The organism is Streptomyces sp. GESEQ-35, from assembly GCF_017948485.1.
Lineage (GTDB): Bacteria > Actinomycetota > Actinomycetes > Streptomycetales > Streptomycetaceae > Streptomyces.
In genome coordinates, this window is sequence record NZ_JAFFSX010000019.1 from 137,183 (window position 1) to 162,781 (window position 25,599).

At 68.2% G+C, this 25,599-nt stretch carries 20 protein-coding genes and 2 tRNA genes; 18 read left to right on the forward strand and 4 right to left on the reverse strand.

Features of this window, described 5'->3' with window-relative positions:
• Nucleotides 1–332 precede the first annotated feature (332 nt).
• Both KCH87_RS31115 and KCH87_RS31120 read left to right on the forward strand, forming a co-directional pair.
• The gene (locus KCH87_RS31115; RefSeq protein WP_210577588.1) at nt 333–527 is read left to right on the forward strand and encodes a hypothetical protein; all 195 of its coding nucleotides are present in this window, start codon (nt 333–335) and stop codon (nt 525–527) included.
• Between the two features lie 86 nt (nt 528–613).
• Nucleotides 614–1,399: a single-stranded DNA-binding protein gene (locus KCH87_RS31120; protein WP_210589955.1), complete on the forward strand. Its 786-nt coding sequence runs from the start codon at nt 614–616 to the stop codon at nt 1,397–1,399.
• Nucleotides 1,400–1,465: 66 nt separating this feature from the next.
• On the opposite strand, the gene KCH87_RS31125 is transcribed toward KCH87_RS31120, so the two are convergent.
• Nucleotides 1,466–1,539: transfer RNA gene (locus KCH87_RS31125), tRNA-Gly, on the reverse strand.
• Nucleotides 1,540–1,703: 164 nt separating this feature from the next.
• Between KCH87_RS31125 and KCH87_RS31130 the strand changes: the two genes are divergently transcribed.
• The 5 genes from KCH87_RS31130 to clpX all read left to right on the forward strand — a co-directional run bounded on the left by KCH87_RS31130 (nt 1,704) and on the right by clpX (nt 6,532).
• Nucleotides 1,704–1,780, forward strand: a tRNA-Pro gene (locus tag KCH87_RS31130).
• 222 nt (nt 1,781–2,002) lie between these two features.
• On the forward strand, nt 2,003–3,391 hold the full coding sequence (gene tig, locus KCH87_RS31135; RefSeq protein WP_210589957.1) for a trigger factor: 1,389 nt from the start codon (nt 2,003–2,005) through the stop codon (nt 3,389–3,391).
• 336 nt (nt 3,392–3,727) lie between these two features.
• Nucleotides 3,728–4,330: an ATP-dependent Clp protease proteolytic subunit gene (locus tag KCH87_RS31140; protein WP_210590091.1), complete on the forward strand. Its 603-nt coding sequence runs from the start codon at nt 3,728–3,730 to the stop codon at nt 4,328–4,330.
• A 50-nt stretch (nt 4,331–4,380) separates the two neighbouring features.
• A complete protein-coding gene (locus KCH87_RS31145) occupies nt 4,381–5,061 on the forward strand; it encodes an ATP-dependent Clp protease proteolytic subunit (RefSeq protein WP_308298951.1) in 681 nt (226 codons plus the stop codon).
• A gap of 184 nt (nt 5,062–5,245) precedes the next feature.
• Nucleotides 5,246–6,532: an ATP-dependent Clp protease ATP-binding subunit ClpX gene (clpX, locus tag KCH87_RS31150; RefSeq protein ID WP_210589959.1), complete on the forward strand. Its 1,287-nt coding sequence runs from the start codon at nt 5,246–5,248 to the stop codon at nt 6,530–6,532.
• Nucleotides 6,533–6,594: 62 nt separating this feature from the next.
• Here the strand turns inward: clpX and KCH87_RS31155 are convergent, their stop codons facing one another.
• On the reverse strand, nt 6,595–7,521 hold the full coding sequence (locus KCH87_RS31155; protein WP_210589962.1) for a hypothetical protein: 927 nt from the start codon (nt 7,519–7,521) through the stop codon (nt 6,595–6,597).
• A gap of 136 nt (nt 7,522–7,657) precedes the next feature.
• On the opposite strand from KCH87_RS31155, the gene KCH87_RS31160 reads away from it, so the two are divergent.
• The 11 genes from KCH87_RS31160 to KCH87_RS31210 all read left to right on the forward strand — a co-directional run bounded on the left by KCH87_RS31160 (nt 7,658) and on the right by KCH87_RS31210 (nt 23,107).
• Nucleotides 7,658–10,282: a valine--tRNA ligase gene (locus tag KCH87_RS31160; protein WP_210589964.1), complete on the forward strand. Its 2,625-nt coding sequence runs from the start codon at nt 7,658–7,660 to the stop codon at nt 10,280–10,282.
• 172 nt (nt 10,283–10,454) lie between these two features.
• Complete coding sequence (locus KCH87_RS31165; RefSeq protein WP_210589966.1) at nt 10,455–11,939, forward strand: folylpolyglutamate synthase/dihydrofolate synthase family protein; 1,485 nt, start codon at nt 10,455–10,457, stop codon at nt 11,937–11,939.
• A 9-nt stretch (nt 11,940–11,948) separates the two neighbouring features.
• Complete coding sequence (locus KCH87_RS31170) at nt 11,949–12,302, forward strand: DUF4233 domain-containing protein (protein ID WP_210589969.1); 354 nt, start codon at nt 11,949–11,951, stop codon at nt 12,300–12,302.
• 115 nt (nt 12,303–12,417) lie between these two features.
• Nucleotides 12,418–12,831 (forward strand): nucleoside-diphosphate kinase, encoded by a 414-nt coding sequence (gene ndk, locus KCH87_RS31175; protein WP_210589972.1) that lies wholly within the window; start codon nt 12,418–12,420, stop codon nt 12,829–12,831.
• Nucleotides 12,832–13,149: 318 nt separating this feature from the next.
• Nucleotides 13,150–14,169, forward strand: coding sequence for a rod shape-determining protein (locus tag KCH87_RS31180; protein ID WP_030601536.1), 1,020 nt, complete (start codon nt 13,150–13,152; stop codon nt 14,167–14,169).
• 135 nt (nt 14,170–14,304) lie between these two features.
• A complete protein-coding gene (mreC, locus tag KCH87_RS31185; RefSeq protein ID WP_210589974.1) occupies nt 14,305–15,252 on the forward strand; it encodes a rod shape-determining protein MreC in 948 nt (315 codons plus the stop codon).
• Nucleotides 15,253–15,264: 12 nt separating this feature from the next.
• Nucleotides 15,265–15,936, forward strand: a complete 672-nt coding sequence (gene mreD, locus KCH87_RS31190; protein WP_210589977.1) for a rod shape-determining protein MreD — start codon at nt 15,265–15,267, stop codon at nt 15,934–15,936.
• A gap of 83 nt (nt 15,937–16,019) precedes the next feature.
• A complete protein-coding gene (gene mrdA, locus KCH87_RS31195; RefSeq protein ID WP_210589980.1) occupies nt 16,020–18,269 on the forward strand; it encodes a penicillin-binding protein 2 in 2,250 nt (749 codons plus the stop codon).
• The gene (gene rodA, locus KCH87_RS31200) at nt 18,266–19,462 is read left to right on the forward strand and encodes a rod shape-determining protein RodA (protein ID WP_210589983.1); all 1,197 of its coding nucleotides are present in this window, start codon (nt 18,266–18,268) and stop codon (nt 19,460–19,462) included. The genes mrdA and rodA overlap by 4 nt, the downstream gene beginning before the upstream one ends.
• 91 nt (nt 19,463–19,553) lie before the next feature.
• Nucleotides 19,554–21,053 (forward strand): CYTH and CHAD domain-containing protein, encoded by a 1,500-nt coding sequence (locus tag KCH87_RS31205; protein WP_210589986.1) that lies wholly within the window; start codon nt 19,554–19,556, stop codon nt 21,051–21,053.
• 80 nt (nt 21,054–21,133) lie between these two features.
• On the forward strand, nt 21,134–23,107 hold the full coding sequence (locus tag KCH87_RS31210) for a TIGR03960 family B12-binding radical SAM protein (protein WP_210589989.1): 1,974 nt from the start codon (nt 21,134–21,136) through the stop codon (nt 23,105–23,107).
• Here KCH87_RS31210 and KCH87_RS31215 read toward each other — a convergent pair.
• Nucleotides 23,095–24,498 (reverse strand): M20 family metallopeptidase, encoded by a 1,404-nt coding sequence (locus KCH87_RS31215; RefSeq protein WP_210589992.1) that lies wholly within the window; start codon nt 24,496–24,498, stop codon nt 23,095–23,097. The two genes, KCH87_RS31210 and KCH87_RS31215, sit on opposite strands and share 13 nt — an antisense overlap.
• Complete coding sequence (locus KCH87_RS31220) at nt 24,495–25,520, reverse strand: Lrp/AsnC family transcriptional regulator (protein WP_247197080.1); 1,026 nt, start codon at nt 25,518–25,520, stop codon at nt 24,495–24,497. The genes KCH87_RS31215 and KCH87_RS31220 overlap by 4 nt, the downstream gene beginning before the upstream one ends.
• Between the last annotated feature and the right edge of the window lie 79 nt (nt 25,521–25,599).

Sequence of the window (25,599 nt, forward strand, 5' to 3'; positions counted from 1 at the left end):
GGTGAACACAGTGAGGCAACTCGATGCGCGGTGGAATGTCCGCTTCCGTTGCCTTTGCGTGCAACAAATCGAATTCCCTGCGAACGCGTTGTGTGGACACCGAAACGAACCGGCCGAATTCCTTGCGCAGTTGACTGTCGAATTGCCTTGCAGGCTGTGACTGGGGTGTGAGTCCACCGGACGGATCCGGACTTGTCGGATACAGGTGTGGTGGACGATGCGTCACAGGCCGCATACCTGGGCCCTGTTGGTGGCACGATGGTTCTGGCGGGGGTGCGCGGGGCTGCATCCCAGGCCGGGAGAGCGGAACCGACCGTAGGGTGTGATCAGTTGTGGCCATTTCACTGTCAGTGGTGCTGCTCTTGGCGATCATCCTGGTGGTGATGATCCGGGCGGGGAACATCAAGGCCGGTCCCGCGGTCGTCGCGGTGCTCTTCGGCTTCTTCCTGGCCTCGACCGGCATGGCCGACGACATCCAGCGCTTCCTGGACTCGATAGCGCAGACGATCAACGAGATCCAGTTCTGACCGGCTACCCCATGACAACGCGGTGACCCCTTGGCCAACGCCGTACGCTCTCTCTGATCAACCAGAGAGTCCGTGGGGGGACATTCATGCGTACAACCGCGCGCCTTGCCGTGCTCGGAACCGGCGTCGCGCTGGTCGCCACCGCAGCCGGTGCCACCGCCGCCCAGGCGGAGGACGGCGGCTCGGGCAACATCACGATCGACAAGGTCGTCGTCAACGGCGGCAAGCCGGTCGTTGTCGGTACCACCAACGTGGTGTCGGCCAAGGTCTCCGTGACCGCGTCGGACGACTCGGGCATCGTCGAGACCACGTACATCAGCGCCTACGGTCCGTCGCCGAACTACGCACAGATCTGGTACGACGACGGCGAGATCACGTGCGTCAGGGCGAGCGCCACCACGTCGACCTGCACGGGCGCGCTGACGTTCGACCCGCAGGCCTCGACCGGCGTCGTCACCAACGGCGCGGCCGCCACCTGGCGCCTCGCCACGCTGGTCTCCGCCAACGACTACGACTACATCCACCGGGACGCGGCCACCACGTTCAAGGTGCAGCGCGCCTCGAAGCTGACGGTCAACGCCTCGCCGGAGCCCGTGAAGAAGGGCAGGACCGTCACGGTCACCGGCAAGCTCTCCCGGGCCAACTGGGAGGACAACCAGTACCACGGCTACACGAACCAGTCGGTGAAGCTTCAGTTCCGCAAGAAGGGCAGCACCACCTACACCACGGTGAAGACGATCAAGTCCAACTCGACGGGCAACCTCAAGGCGACCGTCACCGCCTCCACCGACGGCTACTTCCGCTACAGCTTCGCGGGCACGACGACGACTCCGGCGGTCAGCGCGACCGGCGACTTCGTAGACGTCCGATAGCCGCGTACTGAGAACGCCGAAGGCCCAGGGAGAGGAAAGCGACCTCTCGCCTGGGCCTACGGCGTTTGGAGCGGGCGACGGGAATCGAACCCGCGTAGCTAGTTTGGAAGACTAGGGCTCTACCATTGAGCTACGCCCGCACAGCATGCGCCGCAGGTCAGATGACCGCGGCACTGCACGTATCGTAGCGGGTCGGTCCCCTTCGCCGCACACCCCATTCCCGCCCGCGCCCCCGCCCGGTGTGTGCTCGGGAAATGCGGGGGCCGCACTGCCGGCGGGCATGTACCCTACGTGTCGCACCAGACGGGGTGTGGCGCAGCTTGGTAGCGCGTCCGCTTTGGGAGCGGAAGGCCGTGGGTTCAAATCCCGCCACCCCGACCACGTAATGAGGCGTGTACCGACCGTGTACGCGATCACCTCGCATGATCGCCTTTGGGGCGCTCGGCGGCTGCGGCTACTATGCAAGCTGCGCGCCCGTGTGCCTCAGCAGTGAAGATCACTGAAACCCCGGTGAAGAGCACTGAAGTCCTCCGGGCGGCGAAATCCGCCGGACCAGTCTGGCTCCGGCAGAAACCAAGAAGTCAGCCACAAGGAGACCGAACCGTGAAGAGCGCCGTGGAGACCCTGAACCCGACCCGGGTTCGGCTCACTGTCGAGGTGCCCTTCGAGGAGCTCAAGGACAGCCTCGACGCGGCGTACAAGAAGATCAACCAGCAGGTCACGGTGAAGGGCTTCCGCAAGGGCAAGATCCCGGCCCGCGTCATCGACCAGCGGTTCGGCCGCGGTGCGGTTCTGGAGGAGGCCGTCAACGACGCGCTCCCGAAGTTCTACACCGAGGCGGTCAACGAGGCCGAGATCGACGTCCTGGGTCAGCCCGAGGTCGACATCACGGAGCTGAAGGACGGCGAGACGCTGAACTTCACCGCCGAGGTCGACATCCGCCCGACCCTCGAGATCCCGGACTTCTCCGGCATCGAGGTCGAGGTCGACGCGGTCGAGGTCGGCGACGAGGACGTGGACAAGGCCGTCGAGGAGCTGCGCGAGCGCTTCGCCTCCACCTCCCCGGTCGAGCGTGCCGCCGAGGACGGCGATGTCGTCACGATCGACCTGGAGGCCAAGGTCGGCGGCGAGATCCTCGAGGACGGCGTCGCGAGCGGCGTCTCCTACACCATCGGCTCCGGCGAGCTGCTCGACGGCATCGACGACGCCGTGAAGGGCCTGGAGACCGGCGCCGAGGCAACCTTCACCTCCGAGCTCAAGGGCGGCTCCGCGGCCGGCCAGGAGGCCGAGGTCACCGTCAAGGTCAGCCAGGTCGCCGCGCGCGAACTCCCCGAGCTGGACGACGACTTCGCGCAGCTCGCCTCCGAGTTCGACACGCTCGAGGAGCTCAGGGCCGACAGCCGCAAGCGCCTTGAGAACATGAAGCAGTACGACCAGGCCACGCAGGCCCAGGAGCGCGTCCTGGAGAAGCTGCTCGAGCTGGTCGAGGTGCCCGTCCCCGAGAAGCTGCTCGACGACGAGATCAACACCCGCAAGCACAACCTCGAGCACCACCAGCTCGGCCAGATGGGCCTCGACCTTCCGAAGTACCTGGAGATCCAGGGCAAGACCGAGGAAGAGTTCGAGACCGAGACCCGCGAGGCCGCGGTCAAGGGCATCAAGACCCAGTTCGTGCTCGACGAGCTCGTCAAGCAGGAGAAGCTCAACGTCAACCAGGAGGAGCTCACCGAGCACCTCATGCGTCGCGCCTCCTCCTCCGGCATGTCCCCCGACCAGTTCGCCCAGGCCGTCGTCGAGGGCGGCCAGGTCCCGCTCCTGGTCGGCGAGGTCGCCCGCGGCAAGGCCCTGGCCGTCGTGGTCGAGAAGGCCACGGTCAAGGACACCAACGGCGAGATCATCGACCTGGACGACGAGGGCGACGAGAGCGACGAGGACGGTGCCGCCGAGGCCGCCACGGAGACCGACGCCACCGAGGAGAAGACCGAGGGCTGAGCCCACACGGCGCCAAGTAGGTCGTAGGGAGGGCCCCGGGGAAGCACCATGCCCCGGGGCCCTCCGCCGTACGGTGGAACAGCGCCCTGAAGGGGCGCGGGGAACTGCGCGAGCAACCACGACGGACCCGCAGCCGCCCACTACCTGAGTAACCACGGCGCTACGCCCCGGGCGAACACTCACCTCTCCGGGATTCCCCGAAGGGACCAGCGCGTTAGGGTCCATGAGTACGGGGGCAGGGGAGTCGGCGAAACCGCCGGAGGCCCCCGGCAGGGATTACGTGAAGACGGCCCGGACGCCGTCGTAAGACGAGCAGGTGGATACGTGACGAATCTGATGCCTACCGCCGCCGGCGAGCCTTCCATCGGTGGCCTCGGCGACCAGGTCTACAACCGGCTGCTCAACGAGCGGATCATCTTCCTCGGCCAGCCGGTCGACGACGATATCGCGAACAAGATCACCGCGCAGCTGCTGCTCCTTGCCGCCGACCCGGACAAGGACATTTACCTCTACATCAACAGCCCCGGCGGCTCGATCACGGCCGGTATGGCGATCTACGACACCATGCAGTACATCAAGAACGACGTGGTGACCATCGCCATGGGCCTCGCCGCCTCCATGGGCCAGTTCCTGCTCAGCGCGGGTACCCCGGGCAAGCGCTTCGCGCTCCCGAACGCCGAGATCCTGATCCACCAGCCCTCCGCAGGTCTCGCCGGTTCGGCGTCGGATATCAAGATCCACGCCGAGCGGCTGCTGCACACCAAGAAGCGCATGGCCGAGCTGACGGCCTTCCACACCGGTCAGACGATGGAGCAGATCACCCGCGACTCGGACCGCGACCGCTGGTTCGACGCGGACGAGGCCAGGGAGTACGGCCTCATCGACGAGGTCATGGCCACGGCTGCCAACATGCCGGGCGGCGGCGGCACCGGGGCCTGAGGCCCCCGCACAGCCCCCAGCCGACCGCCTCAGCCCCTAGGAGACAGATAGTGAACGACTTCCCCGGCAGCAGCCTGTACGACCGCACGCGCGCCGAGTACACGGCTCCCGCGGCCGAGTCCCGATATGTGATCCCGCGTTTCGTCGAGCGCACCTCGCAGGGCATCCGCGAGTACGACCCTTACGCGAAGCTCTTCGAGGAGCGCGTGATCTTCCTCGGCGTCCAGATCGACGACGCCTCCGCCAACGACGTCATGGCGCAGCTGCTGTGCCTTGAGTCGATGGACCCCGACCGGGACATCTCGGTCTACATCAACAGCCCCGGCGGTTCCTTCACCGCGCTGACTGCGATCTACGACACGATGCAGTTCGTGAAGCCCGACATCCAGACGGTCTGCATGGGCCAGGCGGCCTCCGCCGCGGCCGTCCTGCTCGCGGCGGGCTCGCCCGGCAAGCGCATGGCGCTGCCCAACGCCCGCATCCTGATCCACCAGCCGTACAGCGAGACCGGTCGCGGCCAGGTCTCGGACCTCGAGATCGCGGCGAACGAAATCCTCCGGATGCGCGCGCAGCTGGAGGAGATGCTGGCCAAGCACTCCACCACGCCGATCGACAAGATCCGCGAGGACATCGAGCGCGACAAGATCCTCACGGCCGAGGACGCCCTGTCGTACGGCCTGATCGATCAGATCATCTCCACCCGGAAGATGAACAACGAATCCGTGCGCTGACGCGTAAGGCTGTATCGTCTGCCGCTCCTTGGCACGGTTCGGCACTGTGCACGACAAAGCGCGTGTCGAAGTGAACCGTGCCAAGGGGGGCCCGAACGAGGGCCCCGGCAAGGTACCGTCGGACATAAGGCAGCACCAGGAGCCGCTGGACCTAGGCGTCTCCCAGGCGAAGGGGAAGCACACCGTGGCACGCATCGGTGACGGCGGCGATCTGCTCAAGTGCTCGTTCTGCGGCAAGAGCCAGAAGCAGGTCAAGAAGCTCATCGCAGGCCCCGGTGTGTACATCTGCGACGAGTGCATCGATCTCTGCAACGAGATCATCGAGGAAGAACTGGCGGAGACCAGCGAGGTCCGCTGGGAGGAACTCCCCAAGCCCCGGGAGATCTACGAGTTCCTCGAGGGGTATGTGGTCGGCCAGGAGCCGGCCAAGAAGGCGCTCTCGGTAGCGGTGTACAACCACTACAAGCGGGTCCAGGCCGGTGAGCACGGCGGCGCCCAGAACCGCGAGGACGCCATCGAGTTGGCGAAGTCCAACATCCTGCTGCTCGGCCCCACGGGTTCCGGCAAGACGCTCCTGGCCCAGACCCTGGCCCGGATGCTCAACGTCCCCTTCGCCATCGCCGACGCGACGGCGCTGACGGAGGCCGGCTATGTCGGCGAGGACGTCGAGAACATCCTGCTCAAGCTCATCCAGGCGGCCGACTACGACGTCAAGAAGGCCGAGACCGGGATCATCTACATCGACGAGATCGACAAGGTGGCCCGTAAGAGCGAAAACCCGTCGATCACCAGGGATGTGAGCGGCGAGGGCGTCCAGCAGGCGCTGCTGAAGATCCTCGAGGGCACGACGGCCTCGGTCCCGCCCCAGGGCGGCCGCAAGCACCCCCACCAGGAGTTCATCCAGATCGACACGACGAACGTCCTGTTCATCGTGGGCGGCGCCTTCGCGGGCCTGGAGAAGATCATCGAGTCCCGGGCGGGTGCGAAGGGCATCGGCTTCGGCGCGACGATCCGCTCGAAGCGGGAGCTTCAGGCCAAGGACCAGTTCGAGGACGTCATGCCCGAGGACCTGGTCAAGTTCGGCATGATCCCCGAGTTCATCGGCCGTCTCCCGGTCATCACGAGCGTGCACAACCTCGACCGCGAGGCCCTGCTCCAGATCCTGATCGAGCCGCGCAACGCCCTGGTGAAGCAGTACGAGCGCCTCTTCGAACTCGACGGCGTGGAGCTGGACTTCGAACGCGAGGCCCTCGAAGCCATCGCCGACCAGGCCATCCTCCGTCAGACCGGCGCCCGCGGCCTGCGCGCCATCATGGAGGAAGTCCTCATGTCCGTGATGTACGAGGTGCCTTCACGCAAGGACGTGGCCCGCGTCGTCATCACCGCCGACGTCGTCCACTCGAACGTCAACCCGACGCTGATTCCGCGCGATGCGCGGGGACGCGGTTCGGGGGAGCAGAAGTCGGCGTAGCCGCCGTACAGACACAGCAAAGGGCGCCGACGTGAGAACGTCGGCGCCCTTTGCTGTGCGCGTCAGGCCTTGACGCGGACTTCCTTGCGGACTTCGGCCGCGATCTGCGCCGACTCGTCCAGGGTGTACGTCTTGGCGCCGGCTGTCGGCTCGACGACGCCCAGCGTGCTGTAGTCCGCCCAGATGCACATGAAGGTCTTCTGGGTCTTCTCGGTGATCAGGTTCTTGGACTCGGCCTGCTGACACTTCATCACGGCACCCTCGAGGCCGTCCGGCGAGACGGACTTCGCCTCACCGATCAGCTTCACGTCCTCCTCGCTCTCCTTCTTGAACTGGGCGAACGTGGTGTCGAGCGCCTTCTCCGGGTCCTCCACCTTGCCGTAGACACCGAAGTAGGTGACGTTCTCGGCGCTCTCCGCCTTCTCCAGCTCACTCGGGTCGCTGATGGCCGTCAGGTCGACCGTCGAGTAGATGGCGGCGACTGACGTCGCGTCGCTGACTCCGGCCTTCGCGAGGTCCTTCGCGTCGCTCGAAGTCGCCTCTTTCTCCTGTGCGTCGCCCATGCGCTGGTACTTGTCGGTGGCGAGGGAGGCAGGCGCGGTGAGCTTGTGCGGACCGTCGTCCTCGATGCTGCCGCCCGCTCCCGAGCCCCCGCCGATCACGAAGTACGCGCCGACGCCCAGCGCCGCCACCACCGCCACCGCGCCGATGATCAGCCCCGTCTTCTTCTTGCCGCCGCCGGGGGCCGGCGGCTGGGGCATGCCGTAAGGAGCCTGGCCGCCCGGAGGCTGCTGCGGGTAGCCGTAGCCGGGCTGGGTGGGCGGGGCCTGCTGGGGATAGCCGTAGCCGGGCTGGGTGGGCGGAGCCTGCTGGGGGTAGCCATGGCCGGGCTGGGGGGCCTGCGGCTGCTGGCCGTACGGTCCCGGCTGGCCGTACGGTCCGGGCTGCTGGGGCTGCCCGCCGTACGGGCCCGGCTGGTTGTAGCTCATTTCTGGGTTCCCCTCCAGATGCTTATGTGTTCCCGACATCCTGGCCCAGACACAGGGAACGCACGGCAGCGGGGTGCGCAGTGTTACAGAACAAACGCGTTTCGGGACACGCCCGGGACACCCCTAAACTGAGCGGGTGACCGAGAACGCTCAGCAGCAGCCACCAGCGCCCGACACCGAACTGCCGACCCAGTACGCGCCGGCCGATGTAGAGGGGCCGCTGTACGAGCGCTGGGTAGAGCGGGGTTACTTCGCGGCGGACGCGAAGAGCGACAAGCCGCCGTTCACCGTCGTCATCCCGCCGCCGAACGTCACGGGCTCGCTCCACCTCGGGCACGCCTTCGAGCACACCCTCATCGACGCCGTCACGCGCCGCAAGCGCATGCAGGGTTACGAGACGCTGTGGCAGCCCGGCATGGACCACGCCGGTATCGCCACGCAGAACGTCGTCGAGCGTGAGTTGGGCAAGGAGGGCAAGTCCCGGCACGACCTCGGCCGTGAGGCGTTCGTCGAGCGTGTCTGGCAGTGGAAGGCCGAGTCCGGCGGGCAGATCTCCGGGCAGATGCGGCGGCTCGGTGACGCTGTCGACTGGTCTCGTGAGCGCTTCACCATGGACGAAGGGCTCTCGCAGGCCGTTCAGACCATCTTCAAGCGGCTGTACGACGACGAGTTGATCTACCGCGCCGAGCGCATCATCAACTGGTGCCCGCGCTGCCTCACGGCCATCTCCGACATCGAGGTCGAGTACCAGGACGACGACGGTGAACTCGTCTCCATGAAGTACGGCGAGGGGGACGACACCATCGTCGTCGCCACCACCCGCGCCGAGACCATGCTCGGTGACACGGCCGTCGCCGTTCACCCCGAGGACGAGCGGTACAAGCACCTGGTCGGCAAGCTCATCAGGCTGCCGCTCACCGACCGTTCCATCCCGGTCGTCGCCGACGAGCACGTCGACCCCGAGTTCGGTACGGGCGCCGTCAAGGTCACCCCGGCCCACGACCCGAACGACTTCGAGATCGGCCAGCGGCACGACCTGCCCGCCATCACGATCATGGACGAGCACGCCGTCATCACCGCCCACGGCCCCTTCCAGGGCCAGGACCGGCTGGAGGCCCGCTCGGCCATCGTCGCCGCGCTGCGTGCCGAGGGCCGGATCGTCGCCGAGAAGCGGCCGTACGTCCACAGCGTCGGCCACTGCTCGCGCTGCAAGACCACCATCGAGCCGCGCCTGTCCATGCAGTGGTGGGTCAAGGTCGGCCCGCTGGCGAAGGCCGCCGGTGACGCCGTCCGCGACGGCCGAGTCAAGATCCATCCGCAGGAGATGGAGAAGCGGTACTTCGACTGGGTCGACAACCTCCACGACTGGTGTATTTCCCGGCAGTTGTGGTGGGGCCACCGTATCCCGGTCTGGTACGGCCCGAACGGCGAGGTCGTCTGCGTCGGCCCTGGCGACGAGACCCCGACCGGCGAGGGCTGGCACCAGGACACGGACGTCCTCGACACCTGGTTCTCCTCCGGCCTCTGGCCCTTCTCGACCCTCGGCTGGCCCGAACAGACCGAATCGCTCGCGAAGTTCTACCCGAACTCCGTCCTGGTCACCGGCTACGACATCCTCTTCTTCTGGGTCGCCCGGATGATGATGTTCGGCCTGTACGCGATGGACGGCACCCCTCCGTTCCACACGATCGCCCTGCACGGCATGGTCCGCGACCAGTTCGGCAAGAAGATGTCCAAGTCCTTCGGGAACGCGGTCAATCCGCTGGACTGGATGGACAAGTACGGCAGCGACGCGCTGCGTTTCACCCTCGCCCGCGGCGCCAACCCGGGCGTCGACGTCCCGATCGGCGAGGACTGGGTCCAGGGTTCCCGGAACTTCGCCAACAAGATCTGGAACGCCACGCGTTTCGCGCTGATGAACGGCGCGACGGTCGACGGGCCGCTGCCGGAGCCTTCGGCGATGTCGGCGACGGACCGTTGGATCCTCTCCCGCCTCAACTCCGTCGTCGCCGAAGTCGACGCGTACTACGAGGACTTCCAGTTCGCGAAGCTCTCCGACGCGCTGTTCCACTTCGCCTGGGACGAGGTCTTCGACTGGTACGTCGAGCTCTCCAAGACGACGTTCCAGGCGGGCGGCGAGCCGGCCGAGGCCAGCAAGCGGGTCCTCGGTGAGGTCCTGGACGTCACGCTGAAGCTGCTGCACCCGGTGGTCCCGTTCGTCACGGAGACGCTGTGGACGACGCTTACGGGCGGTGAGTCGCTGGTCATCGCGGACTGGCCGAAGGACAGCAGCTTCCGTGACACCGACGCCGAGCGCGAGATCGTCGCCCTCCAGCAGGTCATCACCGAGGTCCGCCGCTTCCGCGACAGCCAGGGCCTCCAGCCCGGCCAGCGCGTCCCGGCCCGGCTGACCCTGGACGGCACGGCACTGGCGCCCCACGAGGCCGCCATCCGCCAGCTCCTGCGCCTCCAGCCGGAGGGCGACCCCTTCACGGCCACGGCGACCCTGCCCGTCGCAGGCGCCGAGGTCGCGCTCGACCTCTCCGGGGCGATCGACGTGGCGGCGGAGCGCAAGCGTCTGGCCAAGGACTTGGCCGCCGCCGAGAAGGAAAAGGCCCAGGCCACGGCCAAGCTCGGCAACGAGGCATTCCTCGCGAAGGCCCCGGACAACGTCGTGGACAAGATCCGCGGCCGCCTGGCAAAGGCGGACGAGGACATCGCGCGGATTGCTGCGCAGCTGGATCGCCTGCCGCAGGCGTAGGCGTTCGTACGGTCATGAGGCCCCCGGTGCTGTCAAGCGCCGGGGGCTTTGCCGACCTTCTTGGGGGCGCGGGGAACTGCGCGACCAGCCACCGACGGCCGTCAGCCGCCCGACAACACAAGCCACCCCACTCCGTAGGCACTCTGTCAGTCCGCCTCCGTAGACTGACCCCGTGAGTGACAGCGACCCGTTCGAAGAGATCATCGCGGCAGAGACCGACCGCGACCCCGATCTCGCGGTCATCGAGGCCGGCAGCCGCACCCTGCGTACCCAGGGCAGCCAGCCGCAGGCAGACGTGCCGACGCGCCCCGAGGACCCCGAGGTCGACAAGGCCCTCCGCGAGGTCGAGGCGGAACTGGCGACCCGCTGGGGCGAGACCAAGCTGGAGCCCTCCGTCAGCCGTATCGCCGCGCTGATGGACGTGCTGGGCGAGCCGCAGCGGTCGTACCCCTCGATCCACATCACCGGCACCAACGGCAAGACCTCCACCGCCCGCATGATCGAGGCCCTGCTCGGCGCCTTCGAGCTGCGCACCGGGCGGTACACGTCCCCCCACGTGCAGTCGGTCACCGAGCGGATCAGCCTCGACGGCGCGCCGATCTCCGCCGAGCGGTTCATCGAGACGTACGAGGACATCAAGCCGTACATCGAGATGGTCGACTCCCAGCAGGAGTACCGGCTGTCGTTCTTCGAGGTGCTGACCGCCATGGCGTACGCCGCCTTCGCGGACGCGCCCGTGGACGTGGCCGTCGTCGAGGTCGGCATGGGCGGCTCCTGGGACGCCACCAACGTGATCGACGCCGATGTCGCCGTCGTCACCCCCATCGACCTCGATCACACCGACCGGCTCGGTGAGACGCACGCCCTGATCGCCGGCGAGAAGTCCGGGATCATCAAGCAGGACGCGACGGTCATCCTGGCGCAGCAGCCGGTCGACGCCGCTCAGGTGATGCTGAAGAAGGCGGTCGAGGTCGACGCCACCGTGGCCCGCGAGGGCCTTGAGTTCGGGGTCGTCGCACGGCAGGTCGCCGTCGGCGGGCAGCTGGTCACCCTGCGCGGGCTCGGCGGTGAGTACTCCGAGGTGTATCTGCCGCTGCACGGCGCCTACCAGGCGCACAACGCGGCGGTGGCGCTCGCCGCCGTCGAGGCGTTCTTCGGCGTCGGCGCCCAGCGTCCCGACCAGCTCTCCATGGACACCGTCCGCAAGGCCTTCGCCTCCGTGGCCTCGCCGGGACGGCTCGAAGTCGTACGGCGGTCTCCCACCGTCGTCCTGGACGCCGCGCACAATCCCGCGGGCGCGCGGGCCGTGGCCGAGTCGATCGGGGAGGCCTTCGACTTCAGCCGGCTGATCGGAGTGGTCGGGGCCAGCGCCGAGAAGAACGTACGGGGGCTGCTTGAGGCCTTCGAGCCGATCTTCGCCGAAGTCGTCGTCACGCAGAACTCCAGTCACCGCGCGATGGACGCCGACGAACTGGCCGCGATCGCGGTCGAGGTGTTCGGCGAGGAGCGGGTGCAGGTCGAGCCGCGACTGCCGGACGCCCTGGAGGCCGCGATCACGCTGGCCGAGGAGGAGGGCGAGTTCGCGGGTGGCGGTGTGCTCGTCACCGGTTCCGTCATCACCGTCGGCGAGGCCCGGCTGCTGCTGGGGAAGGGCTGAGTTCCAAGCATGCGTACGCTCTGTTCCTCGACCCTGATCGGCGAGGTCTTCATCATCGGCTTCGCCGGTCTGGTCGCCATGAAGGACGACGACCTGTCCATGTCCACGGTGTGGACGGTCAGCGGTGTCGCGATGTTCCTGTGCCTGGTGCTGTGCGGCCTGGTGACCCGCCCCGGCGGCGTCGCACTGGGCTGGGCCCTTCAGATCGCCCTCATCGCCTCCGGTTTCATCGTGCCGACCATGTTCTTCCTCGGCGCGATCTTCGCGGCCCTGTGGTGGGCGTCGGTGCACTACGGGCGGAAGATCGACGAGGCGAAGGCAAGATTCGCGGCCGGCCAGGCGGATCAGCCTGACGCTGCCTAACAAGCACTCAGCCGGGCCCTGTAGCCTCAGAGCCTGCGTCACATCCAGGCCGGGCCGGAATGTGACCCAGGCTCCACCCCCACCCCGCACAACCTTTGATTCAAGGAGCTCGCTCGTGACGCAGCGCACCCTCGTCCTCCTCAAGCCCGACGCCGTCCGTCGTGGCCTGACCGGCGAGATCCTCAGCCGTATCGAGCGCAAGGCGGGCTGGCAGATCACCGCGCTGGAGCTGCGCACCCTGGACCAGGAGACCCTGGAGCAGCACTACGGCGAGCACAAGGGCAAGCCCTTCTACGAGCCGCTGATGGAGTTCATGGCCTCCGGTCCGGTCGTGGCCCTGATCGTCGAGGGCGACCGGGTCATCGAGGGGCTGCGTGCCCTCGCCGGTCCGACCGACCCGATCGCCGCCGCGCCCGGCTCCATCCGCGGTGATTTCGGTGTGATCGTCCGCGAGAACCTGATCCACGCCTCCGACTCCGAGGAGTCCGCCGAGCGCGAGGTGAAGATCTTCTTCCCCGGCCACGGCTGACCGTAGGCCCGCCCGTCACCGAGCCTTCACCTGAGGGACCGTCATGTCCGGCGTGTCGCCCCGCCTGACCTGGGACGGCCGGTTATTTCCGGCCGCCTTCCGGCATATGCGTGCCGATCGGGGGAACGAGAGCCCCCGATGGACTGTCTCCAGCAGCGAGGCGGCTCATCATCTGCTGACAATGGCGAAGACCCTCGCGCAGTGTTCGGGAAGGCGCGTCTACGATGGAAGCCTTCACGTCACCGCACCCACTTCGCCGACCTGAAAAGCCCTCAAAAGCTCTGTGGGAAGGCCAGACGAATCCTCATGGGGAACTCAATGTCGTTCATCGGCCGTGACATGGCTGTCGACCTCGGGACCGCCAACACGCTGGTGTACGTCAGGGGTCGCGGGATCGTACTCAACGAGCCGTCCGTGGTCGCGATCAACACCAATACCGGTGGCATTCTCGCGGTCGGCGCCGAAGCGAAGAAGATGATCGGGCGCACGCCCGGCAACATCGTTGCCGTACGCCCGCTGAAGGACGGCGTGATCGCCGACTTCGAGATCACCGAGCGGATGCTCCGCTACTTCATCCTGAAGATCCACAAGCGGCGGTATCTGGCTCGTCCGCGGGTCGTCGTCTGTGTTCCCTCGGGCATCACGGGCGTCGAGCGCCGTGCCGTCATCGAGGCGTCGTCCCAGGCCGGCGCCCGCCAGGTGCACATCATCGAGGAGCCCATGGCCGCGGCCATCGGCTCCGGCCTGCCGGTCCACGAGGCCACGGGCAACATGGTGGTGGACATCGGCGGCGGCACCACGGAGGTCGCGGTCATCTCCCTCGGCGGCATCGTCACCGCCCAGTCCATCCGCGTCGCGGGCGACGAACTGGACAGCTCGATCATCCAGCACATCAAGAAGGAGTACTCGCTCCTGCTGGGTGAGCGGACGGCGGAACAGATCAAGATCACGATCGGTTCGGCGTACGACCTCGATGCCGACGAACACACCGAAATCCGCGGCCGGGACCTTGTCTCCGGACTGCCCAAGACCGTCGTCATCTCGGCCGCCGAGGTGCGCAAGGCGATCGAGGAACCGGTCAACGCCATCGTCGACGCCGTGAAGACGACCCTCGACAAGTGCCCGCCCGAACTGTCCGGCGACATCATGGACCGCGGAATCGTTCTCACCGGCGGCGGCGCTCTGCTGCGCGGCCTGGACGAGCGACTGCGCCGGGAGACCGGCATGCCGATCCATATCGCCGAGGATCCCCTGGACAGCGTCGCGCTCGGTTCCGGCAAGTGCGTCGAGGAGTTCGAGGCGTTGCAGCAGGTGCTCGACGCCCAGCCGCGCAGATGACATAACTCTTCGATTCCGCCGTACGAGACGATCTCTTCTTGTACGGCGGATCGTTGATATAGAGGCATAAGCTCACCCATAAACGCTGCTCTTCATCACCTGCACATTCCTAGAGGGAAGGCACGGCCGCCGCACGTGAGGGACACGAAAGAGAGCCGGCTGCTCCTGGTGCTGCTGATCGCCATCGCGTTCGCGTTGATCACGGTGGATATCCGCGGCGGGGAGGACTCACCGGTCGACGGTGCCCGCCAGGGGGCGGCCGCCGTGTTCGGCCCGATCGAGGACGGGGTGTCGGCCGCGGTCGACCCGGTCGGCAACGCGGTCTCCGCGATTCGTGACTCCGGCGAGCGGCACGACCGGCTCGCCGCGCTGGAGCAGGAGAACGCGGCCCTCAAGGCGAAGCTCGGCAGCGACGAACGCAACCGCAGCAGACTGGCCCAGCTCGACAAGATGCTGAAGATCGCGGGCAAGGGCCAGTACGGCATCAAGGGCGCCGAGGTCATCGCGATAGGGGCGGCCCAGGGCTTCTCCTGGACCATCACCATCGACGTCGGCGCCAATGACGGCATCAAGCGCGACATGACCGTCCTCAACGGCGACGGCCTGGTCGGCCGGGTGACGACCGTCGGCCCCAACACCGCCACCGTCCTGCTCGCCAGCGACCCCGACTTCACCGTCGGCACCCGGATGGAGGCCAGCGACGAGCTCGGCTTCGCCTCCGGACAGGGCGACCGTCCGCTGCGCGTCGAACTCCTCAACGGCAAGGCCGAGGTGAAGAAGGGCGACCGTCTGGTCACCTTCGGCTCGCAGGCCGACAAGCCCTTCGTGCCCGGCGTGCCGGTCGGCGTGGTCTCCCGCGTCGACCCGTCCGGCGGCGACCTGACCCGCACGCTGTACGTCACGCCGTATGTCAGCTTCACCAAGCTCGACGTCATCGGCGTCGTCGTCGAGACCCCGAAGCAGGACCCGGGCGACACCGTGCTGCCGAGCAAGCCGAAGCCCACCCCCACGCCGACCGTGACGGTGACGGTGACGCCCTCCGCCGGGGCGCCCGTCGACGGCCAGTACGAGCAAGAGCAGTAGGAGCTGAGCCCCATGCGCGTCAACCGGATCCTGCTCTCCACCTCGCTGGTCGTCGTCGCCCTGGTGCTCCAGGTGAGCGTCCTCGCCCGCCTCCATCTCCCGGGCGCCGTCCCCGACCTGCTGCTGCTCACCGTCCTGGGCCTCGCCCTGGTCTACGGCCATGTCGGCGGCGCCCTCGTCGGCTTCGGCGCCGGTCTGCTCGCCGACCTCGCCCCGCCCGCCGACCATGCCGCCGGCCGCTACGCCCTGGTGCTGTGCGTCATCGGCTATCTCGCCGGGCTGGCCAAACCGGAGAACGGCAGGCTGAAATCGGCCACCGGCCCCATGGCCGTGGTCGTCGTCGCCGCGCTCGGCTCCACCATGCTCTACGCCGGAGTGGGCGCCCTCGTCGGCGACACCGCCGCCCGCCATGTCGGCCTGGGCAGCCTGCTGTTCACGGCCGCGCTGTACGACCTGCTGCTCGCCCCGTTCGTCGTCCCCGGGATCATGGGGCTGGCCCGGCGCGCGGAGAACGATCCGCTCGCCGAGACCAACTCGGCCGCCAAGTCCACCGACATCTCCACCGGCTGGCTCTCCTCCGGCACCGGGCTGCGGATCGGCGGTCAGCGGGGTGGCCTCAGAGTGAAGGCGGCCCGGTCGCGGGTGGCCCGTGCCGGGCGCATCAAGGGGGTCAAGCGGCTGTGATCGCACGGGAGTCGGCGGCGGCGCACACAGGTCCGTCGTATAAGAACACGTCGTACACGTACTGAGAGGGGGAGGCAGCAGCAGTGACCAACATCCCGGAGACCGGTCGGACCCCACGTGTCCAGACCCGGCTCGTCGTCATCCAGATCCTCGTCCTCTCCCTTCTCGGCACCCTCGGCGGGCGCCTGTGGTACCTCCAGATCAGGGAGGGCCAGGAGTACGCCAAGGAGGCGTCCGGAAACCACGTCCAGCAGGTCGTCCAGCCCGCCGTACGCGGCTCCATCCTGGACGGGCGCGGGGTGCCCATCGCGGACAACGAGACACGGCTCGTCGTGTCCGCCTCGCGCACCGAGCTGCTGAAGATGCCGGACGACGGCAAGGCCGTCCTGACCAAGCTCGCGGGCGTGCTGGGCATGAAGCCCGCGGAGGTCATGGGCAAGGTCCGGCTGTGCGACGCGAAGACGCCGCAGCCCTGCTGGAACGGCTCGCCGTACCAGCCGATCCCCGTCACCGACGAGGCCACGCCCCGCCAGGCCCTCCAGATCCGCGAGCGCTCCGAGGACTTCCCCGGCATCACCGCCGAGCCGCAGGCCGTGCGCCGCTACGCCGCCCCCGGCGGAGCCAACACCGCGCAGGTCCTCGGCTACCTCTCCCCGGTCACCGACGAGGAGATCACCCAGGCCCAGGACACCAACTCGCCCTATCTGCGCTCCGACCAGGTCGGCCGCTCGGGCCTGGAGCGTGAGTACGACAAGGAGCTGCGCGGCAAGGCCGGCGTCACCCGCTACGAGGTCGACAACCTCGGCCGTGTCATCGGCGAGGCCGAGGCCGACGCGGCCCAGCCCGGCTCCAACCTCGTCACCAGCATCGACTCCCGGGTCCAGCGGGTCGCCGAGTTCGAGCTGAACGAGGCGATGAAGACCGCCCGCAAGGAGTTCGACGACAACACCGGCGAGAACTACAAGGCGGACTCCGGTGCCGTCGTCGTGATGGAGGCCAAGACCGGCCGTGTCGTCGCCATGGCGTCCAACCCGTCGTACGACCCGAACGCCTGGGTCGGCGGCATCTCCGCCAAGGACTACACCAGGCTCACCGGCAAGAGCTCCAACTACCCGCTGCTGAACAGGGCCATACAGGGTCAGGCCGCGCCCGGCTCGATCTTCAAGGTGGTCTCCACGGCCGCCGCGGTCGAGGCCGGCTATGACTTCGACGGCAACTACAACTGCTCCAGCTCGTACTCCGTCGGCGGCCAGGTCTTCAAGAACTTCGAGTCGCAGAGCTACGGCCCGATCGGTCTGGGCCGGGCCCTGGAGGTCTCCTGCGACACCGTCTTCTACGGCCTCGCGCACAACGAGTGGAAGAAGGACGGCGGCATCAACCCGAAGAAGGGTGAGCCCAAGGACTACTTCTTCAAGGCCGCCCACCAGTTCGGCCTCGGCAAGGAGACCGGCATCGACCTGCCCAACGAGGTCACCGGCCGCGTCCCGGACCGCCAGTGGAAGGAGAGCTACTGGAAGGCCAACAAGGACGCCTGGTGCAAGACCGGCAAGAAGGACGGCTCCTACGTCGAGAAGATCTCGTACGAGAACTGCCTCGAGGGCAACAAGATGCGCGCCGGTGACGAGATCAACTACTCCATCGGCCAGGGCGACACCCTCGTGACCCCGATCCAGATGGCCACGATCTACTCGGCGATCTCCAACGGCGGCACCCTGTACGACCCGACCGTCGGCAAGGCGATCATCAGCGCCGACGGCAAGGACGTCTCGGAGATCAAGCCCGAGTCGCACGGCAAGCTGCCGGTCAGCGGGCAGACGCTGGACAAGATGGACGACGCCCTGGCCGGCGTCGCCACCCGCGGTACCGCCGCCTGGCGCTTCGGCGGCTGGCCGCAGGACGAGATCCCGATGCACGCCAAGACCGGTACCGCCGAGGTCTACGGCAAGCAGACGACCTCGTGGTTCGCGACGTACACCAAGGACTACTCGATCGTGATGACGATCTCGCAGGGTGGTACGGGTTCCGGAGCCTCCGGTCCGGCCGTGCGCAACATATACGACGCCCTGTACGGCGTCTCCGACGACGGCGAGATCAACAAGAAGAACGCCCTGCTGCCCACGCCGCAGACGAGCCTGCCGAAGATCAAGGCGGACGGTTCGATCACCGCGCCGAAGGTCAAGGGGGACCCGGCGAAGGAGCAGCAGGCCAGCCAGAAGGGGAAGGACGCGGCGGACGAGACGCAGCTGGCGGCGACGGTGCAGTCACCGGCCACCGGGAACCGTGACACCCGCCGCAGAAGGCGGAAGAAGGGAAGCCGGAGGATGCTCACATGACCGGCAACAGCTTCTCCGTCTCCGGGTACGGACCCGAACGCGCGGGCTGGACCCGGCTGTTCGCCCGTGACTCGCTCGCCCGCCGCCTCGACTGGCCGATACTGCTGTCGGCCATCGGGCTGTCGCTGATCGGCGCGCTCCTCGTCTACTCGGCGACCCGCAACCGCACCGAGCTCAACCAGGGCGACCCGTACTACTTTCTCATCCGCCATCTGCTCAACACCGGCATCGGGTTCGCCCTGATGGTCGGCACGGTCTGGCTGGGCCACCGCACCCTGCGCGGGGCCGTGCCGGTTCTGTACGGCCTCTCGGTGTTCCTGGTGCTGCTGGTGCTCACCCCGCTCGGTGCGACCATCAACGGCGCCCATGCCTGGATCGTCATCGGTGGCGGCTTCTCGCTCCAGCCCTCCGAGTTCGTGAAGGTCACGATCATCCTGGGCATGGCGATGCTGCTGGCGGCCCGGGTGGACGCGGGCGACAAGCGGTACCCGGACCATCGCACTGTCCTTCAGGCGCTGGGCCTGGCCACCGTGCCGATACTGGTCGTCCTGCTCATGCCCGACCTCGGCTCGGTCATGGTCATGGTGATCATCGTGCTGGGTGTGCTGCTCGCCTCGGGCGCCTCCAACCGCTGGGTCTTCGGGCTGGTCGGCATCGGCGTCGCGGGCGCGATCGCGGTCTGGCAGCTGGGGGTGCTGGACGAGTACCAGCTCAACCGCTTCGCCGCCTTCGCCAACCCCGAGCTCGACCCGGCGGGCGTCGGCTACAACACCAACCAGGCCCGTATCGCGATCGGTTCGGGCGGGCTGACGGGGTCGGGCCTGTTCCACGGCTCGCAGACCACCGGCCAGTTCGTCCCGGAACAGCAGACCGACTTCGTGTTCACGGTCGCGGGGGAGGAGCTGGGCTTCGTCGGCGGCGGCCTGATCATCGTGCTGCTGGGCGTGGTGCTGTGGCGGGCCTGCCGGATCGCCCGCGAGACGACCGAGCTGTACGGCACGATCGTCGCCGCCGGGATCATCGCCTGGTTCGCCTTCCAGTCCTTCGAGAACATCGGGATGACGCTCGGGATCATGCCGGTGGCGGGTCTGCCGCTGCCGTTCGTGTCGTACGGCGGTTCGTCCATGTTCGCGGTGTGGGTGGCGGTGGGACTGTTGCAGTCGATTCAGGTGCAACGGCCCATGTCGGCGTAAGTCAGGCAACCTCCGGGTTCCCTGCCGTTCATTCGCGATTCACCTCCTGTAGGCACTGTCGTCCTGCCCCGGCAGCAACTAGATTCGGTGCATGGCGGACACGAAGCGCGAAATCGAGCGCAAGTATGAATCCGACGAAAGCGGTCTGCCCGACCTGACCGGCGTCGCCGGAGTCGCGGACGTCGTGGACAAGGGTGTCGCCGAACTGGACGCCACCTACTACGACACCGCCGACGAGCGCCTCGCGGCAGCCTCGATCACGCTGCGCCGCAGGACCGGCGGCTCCGACGCGGGCTGGCACCTGAAGTTCCCGGTCGGGCCCGACGCCCGCGACGAGATCCAGGCCCCCCTCTCCGACGATCTGCCACCCGCCCTCGCCGGGCTCGTCCGCTCGCGCGTCCGGGACGCCGAGCTGGTACCCGTGGTCCGGCTGCGCTCCGCCCGGGACCTCCGCGACCTCGTGAACGCCGACCGCCGCCTCCTCGCCGAGGTCAGCGTCGACGCCGTACGCGCCGAGCGGCTCACCGCAGGCGGCGGCACCGCCCAGTGGACCGAGATCGAGGTGGAGCTCGCCGACGGCGGCGACCCGGAGTTCCTCGACAAGGTGGAGAAGCGACTGCGCAAGGCGGGCGTACGGCCGTCGAAGTCGGCGTCGAAGCTCGCGCGGGCCCTCAAGGAAACCGCCCCCACGAAGCCCGGGCCCGGGCCCGTCGAGGACCCCGAGACCGCAGGCGACCACGTGCTCGCGTACGTGCGCGCCCAGCGCGATGCCATCGTCGAGCTCGACCCGGCCGTACGCCAGGACGCCGAGGACTCCGTACACAGCATGCGCGTCGCCACCCGCCGCATGCGCAGCACCTTCAAGTCGTACGGCAAGATCCTCGACCGGACGGTCACCGACCCCATCGGCGACGAGCTGAAGTGGCTGGCCGGCGAGCTGGGCGTGGACCGGGACCGCGAGGTGCTGAACGAACGCCTGATGGCGGCCCTCGACGAGGTGCCCGACACACTGGTCTCCGGCCCGGTCGCCGATCGGGTGAGCAAGTGGGCGGGCGACAGGCCCGGCGGGGCGAGCGGCCGGCTGATCGGAGTCCTCGACTCCCACCGCTACCTGGCCCTGCTCGACTCCCTGGACGCCGTGCTCGCCGACCCGCCGCTGCGGAAGGCGGCCGGGAAGGACCCCGGCAAGACGCTCCCCAAGGCCGTACGGAAGGACTTCGGCAAGGTCTCCGCGCTCGTCGAGCAGGCGCTGGAGCTGGAGCCCGGCACCGACCGGGACGTCGCCATCCACGAGGCCCGCAAGAAGACCAAGCGAACCCGCTACGCGGCGGAGGCGGCCACCCCGGCACTCGGCAAGCCCGCCAAGGACCTCACCAAGACGATGAAATCCCTCCAGAACCTGCTCGGGGAGCACCAGGACAGCGTCATGGCCCGCCAGACCCTGCGCGAGCTGTCCGCGGTCGCGCACGCGGCGGGCGAGAACGCCTTCACCTACGGGCTGCTGTACGGCCGCGAGGAGCAGCGGGCGGCGACCGTGGAGGCCGAACTGCCCGGCACCTGGAAGAAGATCACGGGCGGGCCGATGGTCTGAGCGTACGGGGGCCCTTCTCGGCCGCGTTAGTCTAGATGGTCACCCCTGTCATTCCCGTCCCGCTCACGAAGGTTCGCGAGATGCCTGCCGAAGTCGCTGCGGCCGCAGAGTCCGTGTTTCCGCAGCTCGAAGCGCTGCTCCCGCATGTGCAGAAGCCGATCCAGTACGTCGGCGGCGAGCTCAACTCCACGGTCAAGCCGTGGGAGTCGTGCGACGTCCGCTGGTCCCTGATGTACCCGGACGCGTACGAGGTCGGCCTGCCCAACCAGGGCGTCATGATCCTCTACGAAGTCCTGAACGAGCAGCAGGGCGTCCTCGCCGAGCGCACCTACAGCGTCTGGCCGGACCTGGAGGCGCTGATGCGGGAGCACGGCGTCCCGCAGTTCACGGTGGACAGCCACCGCCCGGTGCGCGCCTTCGACGTGTTCGGCCTGTCCTTCTCCACCGAGCTCGGCTACACGAACATGCTGACCGCCCTCGACCTGGCGGGCATCCCACTGGAGTCGCGCGACCGCGGGCTCGACGACCCGATCGTGCTGGCCGGCGGGCATGCCGCCTTCAACCCCGAGCCGATCGCCGACTTCATCGACGCGGCGATCATCGGCGACGGCGAGCAGGCCGTGCTCGACATGACGCGGATCATCCGCGAGTGGAAGGCGGAGGGGCGTCCGGGCGGCCGCGAGGAGGTCCTGTTCCGCCTGGCGAAGACGGGATCCGTGTACATCCCGGCGTTCTACGACGTCGAGTACCTCCCGGACCACCGCATCGCCCGCGTGGTCCCCAACAAGTCGGGTGTCCCGTGGCGCGTGTCGAAGCACACGGTCATGGACCTCGACGAGTGGCCGTACCCCAAGCAGCCCCTCGTCCCGCTGGCGGAGACGGTCCACGAGCGGATGTCCGTCGAGATCTTCCGCGGCTGCACCCGCGGCTGTCGCTTCTGCCAGGCGGGCATGATCACCCGCCCGGTCCGTGAACGCTCCATCACGGGCATCGGCGAGATGGTCGACAAGGGCCTGAAGGCGACGGGCTTCGAGGAGGTGGGCCTGCTGTCGTTGTCGTCGGCCGACCACTCGGAGATCGGCGACATCGCGAAGGGCCTGGCGGACCGGTATGAGGAGGACAAGATCGGCCTGTCCCTCCCCTCCACCCGCGTGGACGCCTTCAACGTGGACCTGGCGAACGAGCTGACCCGCAACGGCCGCCGCTCGGGACTGACCTTCGCCCCCGAGGGCGGCTCCGAGCGCATGCGCAAGGTCATCAACAAGATGGTGTCCGAGGAGGACCTCATCCGGACGGTGGCGACGGCCTACGGCAACGGCTGGCGCCAGGTGAAGCTGTACTTCATGTGCGGCCTGCCGACGGAGACCGACGACGACGTCCTCCAGATCGCCGACATGGCGATGAGCGTCATCCAGAAGGGCCGCGAGGTCTCGGGCCAGAACGACATCCGCTGCACGGTGTCGATCGGCGGTTTCGTCCCCAAGCCGCACACCCCCTTCCAGTGGGCCCCGCAGCTCTCGGCGGAAGAAACCGACACCCGCCTGGAAAAACTCCGCGACAAGATCCGCGGCGACAAGAAGTACGGCCGCTCGATCGGCTTCCGCTACCACGACGGCAAGCCCGGCATCGTGGAAGGCCTGCTGTCGAGGGGCGACCGCCGCATCGGCGCCGTCATCCGCGCGGTCTACGAGGACGGCGGCCGCTTCGACGGCTGGCGCGAGCACTTCTCCTACGACCGCTGGATGAGCTGCGCCGACAAGGCACTGGCCCCCTTCGGCATCGACGTCGACTGGTACACCACGCGCGAGCGCACCTACGAGGAGGTCCTCCCCTGGGACCACCTCGACTCCGGCCTGGACAAGGACTGGCTCTGGGAGGACTGGCAGGACGCCCTCGACGAGACGGAGGTCGAGGACTGCCGGTGGACGCCTTGTTTTGATTGTGGGGTGTGTCCTCAGATGGATACTTCCATTCAAATCGGACCAACCGGCAAGAAGTTGCTGCCCCTGACGGTCAAGAACGCTGCGCCGGCGGCGAGTGGTCACACGCATTGATGTGGGAGGGCATCGTGTGGGGTGCCCAGGTCCCAGAAGAGGCCCGCCATGATGGCGAGGGATTCGCGGGCCACGGTGGCGAGCAGGTGTTCGTCGGGGGCGTGTTGGGCGCAGGACGGGTGGGAGTGGGGGATCCAGATCGTGGGGAGGGCGAGGATTTCGGCGAAGGCGTCGTTGGGGAGGGTGCCGCCGAGGTTGGGGAGGATGACAGGGGGTTTGCCGGTGGTGCGGTGGAGGGAGGTCGTCGCCCAGTGGACCCAGGGGGAGTCGGGGCTCAGACGGGTGGCCGGGACCGCTTGGAGGAGGTCGACCTCGACCATCGGCAGGGCGTGGGCGTCCAGGTGGGCCCGGATCGTCTGTTCCAGGTTGCGCCAGTCTGTGCCTACGACGAAGCGGAGCTGGACGTCCGCGTGGGCTGTTCCAGGTATCGCGCCGACCGGGCGGGCGGGATTTCCCGCGGACAGGGCGAGGACTTCCAGGGTGTTCCACGCGAAGACGCGTTCGGCGGGGGTGAGGTCGGGTTCGCCCCAGTCCGTGTCGACCTGAGGGTCGGCCTCGCCACCGCCGATCGTGAGGTCTGCGAGGGCCGCCCTGACCGGGGCGGGGATCGCGGGCGGTCGTAGGCCTTCGACGAGGATGCGGCCCCGGGCGTCGACCATGGTCGCCAGGGCGGCGGTGAGTACGGTGGCCGGGTTGCGCAGGGCGCCGCCCCAGTTGCCCGAGTGGTGCGCGCCGGCTCGCAGGGGGACGCGGAGGCGGAAGTTGGCGGCGCCGCGTGAGCCGAGGAAGAGGGTCGGGCGGTCGGCGGCGAGGCGGGGGCCGTCGGAGGCGATCAGTACGTCGGCGGCGAGGTCGTCCTTGCGGCGGCGGCACAGCTCGTGCAGGCCGGGCGAGCCGGACTCCTCGCCCGTCTCGACGAGGAGTTTGAGATTGAAGCCGAGGGTGCCGCCTCGGGTGGTCAGGACCTGTTGGAGCGCGGCGATGTTGATCGTGTGCTGGCCCTTGTTGTCTGCCGTGCCGCGGCCGTAGAGGCGGTCGCCCTCGACGGTCAGGTGCCAGGGTGACAGGTCCGTGCGCCAGCGGTCGTCCTGGCCGGGTACGACGTCCGCGTGGCCGTAGACGAGGACGGTCGGGAGGGTGTCGGACTCGTGGCGGTGGGCGAGCAGGAAGGGGCCCGCCTCCGGGACGGGGTTGTCGATGATGCTGACGGTCGCTCCCAGGCGGCGTGCCGCCGGGGCGAGTTCTTCCTCCAGGTACTTGCGGAGTCCGGCCGTGTCGGCTGGTGGCTGGCTCTCGGTCGGGAAGGCGACCCGGCGTCGCAGGTCGGTGAGGAAGGCGCCTGAGTCGAAGTAGGCGGTCGCCCGGTCAATCGCGGTGTCGCGTGTCGTCATGCCTCTTCTGTCCTGTTCTCCGGCTTGTCGTGGGTGGCAAGGCGGCCGTCCTCGCGGTCGAGCCAGTGCCGTCGCAGGGCGTCCAGTACGACGGAGACGTCGAAGGACGTCACCCCTGGCAGGTCGGCCAGGTCGCGGGTGAGGAATTCGGCGAAGCTGTCCTCGTCGGTGAAGACGCCGTGGTGGACCACGCAGGAGATGCCCGCGGTGGTGGTCACGTAGCGCGCCGAGGGGTGCTGGGCGAGGGTGCGGGCCACCTCGCGCATCGCGCTGGGGGACACCGTCAGGGTGATCGCGACCTCCAGGGCGTAGCCGAGCAGGCCCGGTTCGATCTCCACCCGGGGGCGGACCAGGCCCCGTTGGAGGAGTGACTGGGTGGTGCGGTAGGCGGTGGACTGGCCGATGCCCAGTTCCCGGGAGACCTGGGCGGTTGTCATCCGGCCGTCCGCGGCGAGCAGTCGGAGCGTGCGCTGTTCGTCGTCGGTGATTCCGCTGTGGTGGGGCGGGGTGCCCATGGGTTCGTCCTGGGACGCGTGCCGGCTGAGGTGGCGTACTTGGTCCGGGGCCAGCCGGGGCAGGCGCCAGGAGTCGGATTTGGTGGCGGCCGAGAGGATGAGTTCGGAGCGGGCGGAGCGCACGCCAGGTATGGCGGGGATGCTCCGGGTCAGGAGTTCGGTGGTGCGGTCGCGGCGGGCGGGCTGGACGGAGCAGTAGACGTCCCACTGTCCCGCGGTGACCCAGACATGGCTTGTCTCGGGCAGGTCGGCGAGGCGGCGGGCCACCTCCGGCGCACGGCAGGGTTCCGCGGTCACCCACACATGCCACGGGTTGCCCTCGCCGGACACCGACCAGTCGAGCTGGCCGATCACCCGCAGCAGCCGGTCGGATTCCAGCCGGGCCAGCCGGCGTCCCGCGGTGCTCGCCGAGACGCCGAGCACGTCCGCCAACAGGCTCAGCGGTGCCCGAGGGGCGTGCTGGAGCGCGGCGACGAGGTCGAGGTCGTCTTCGTCCAGAGCTGTCATGTCACCCATCCACCTACAGACTGAATCCGTCAGCCAGCCACTTCACGTGAATGATACGGGCGCAACAAGCTTTTTACTT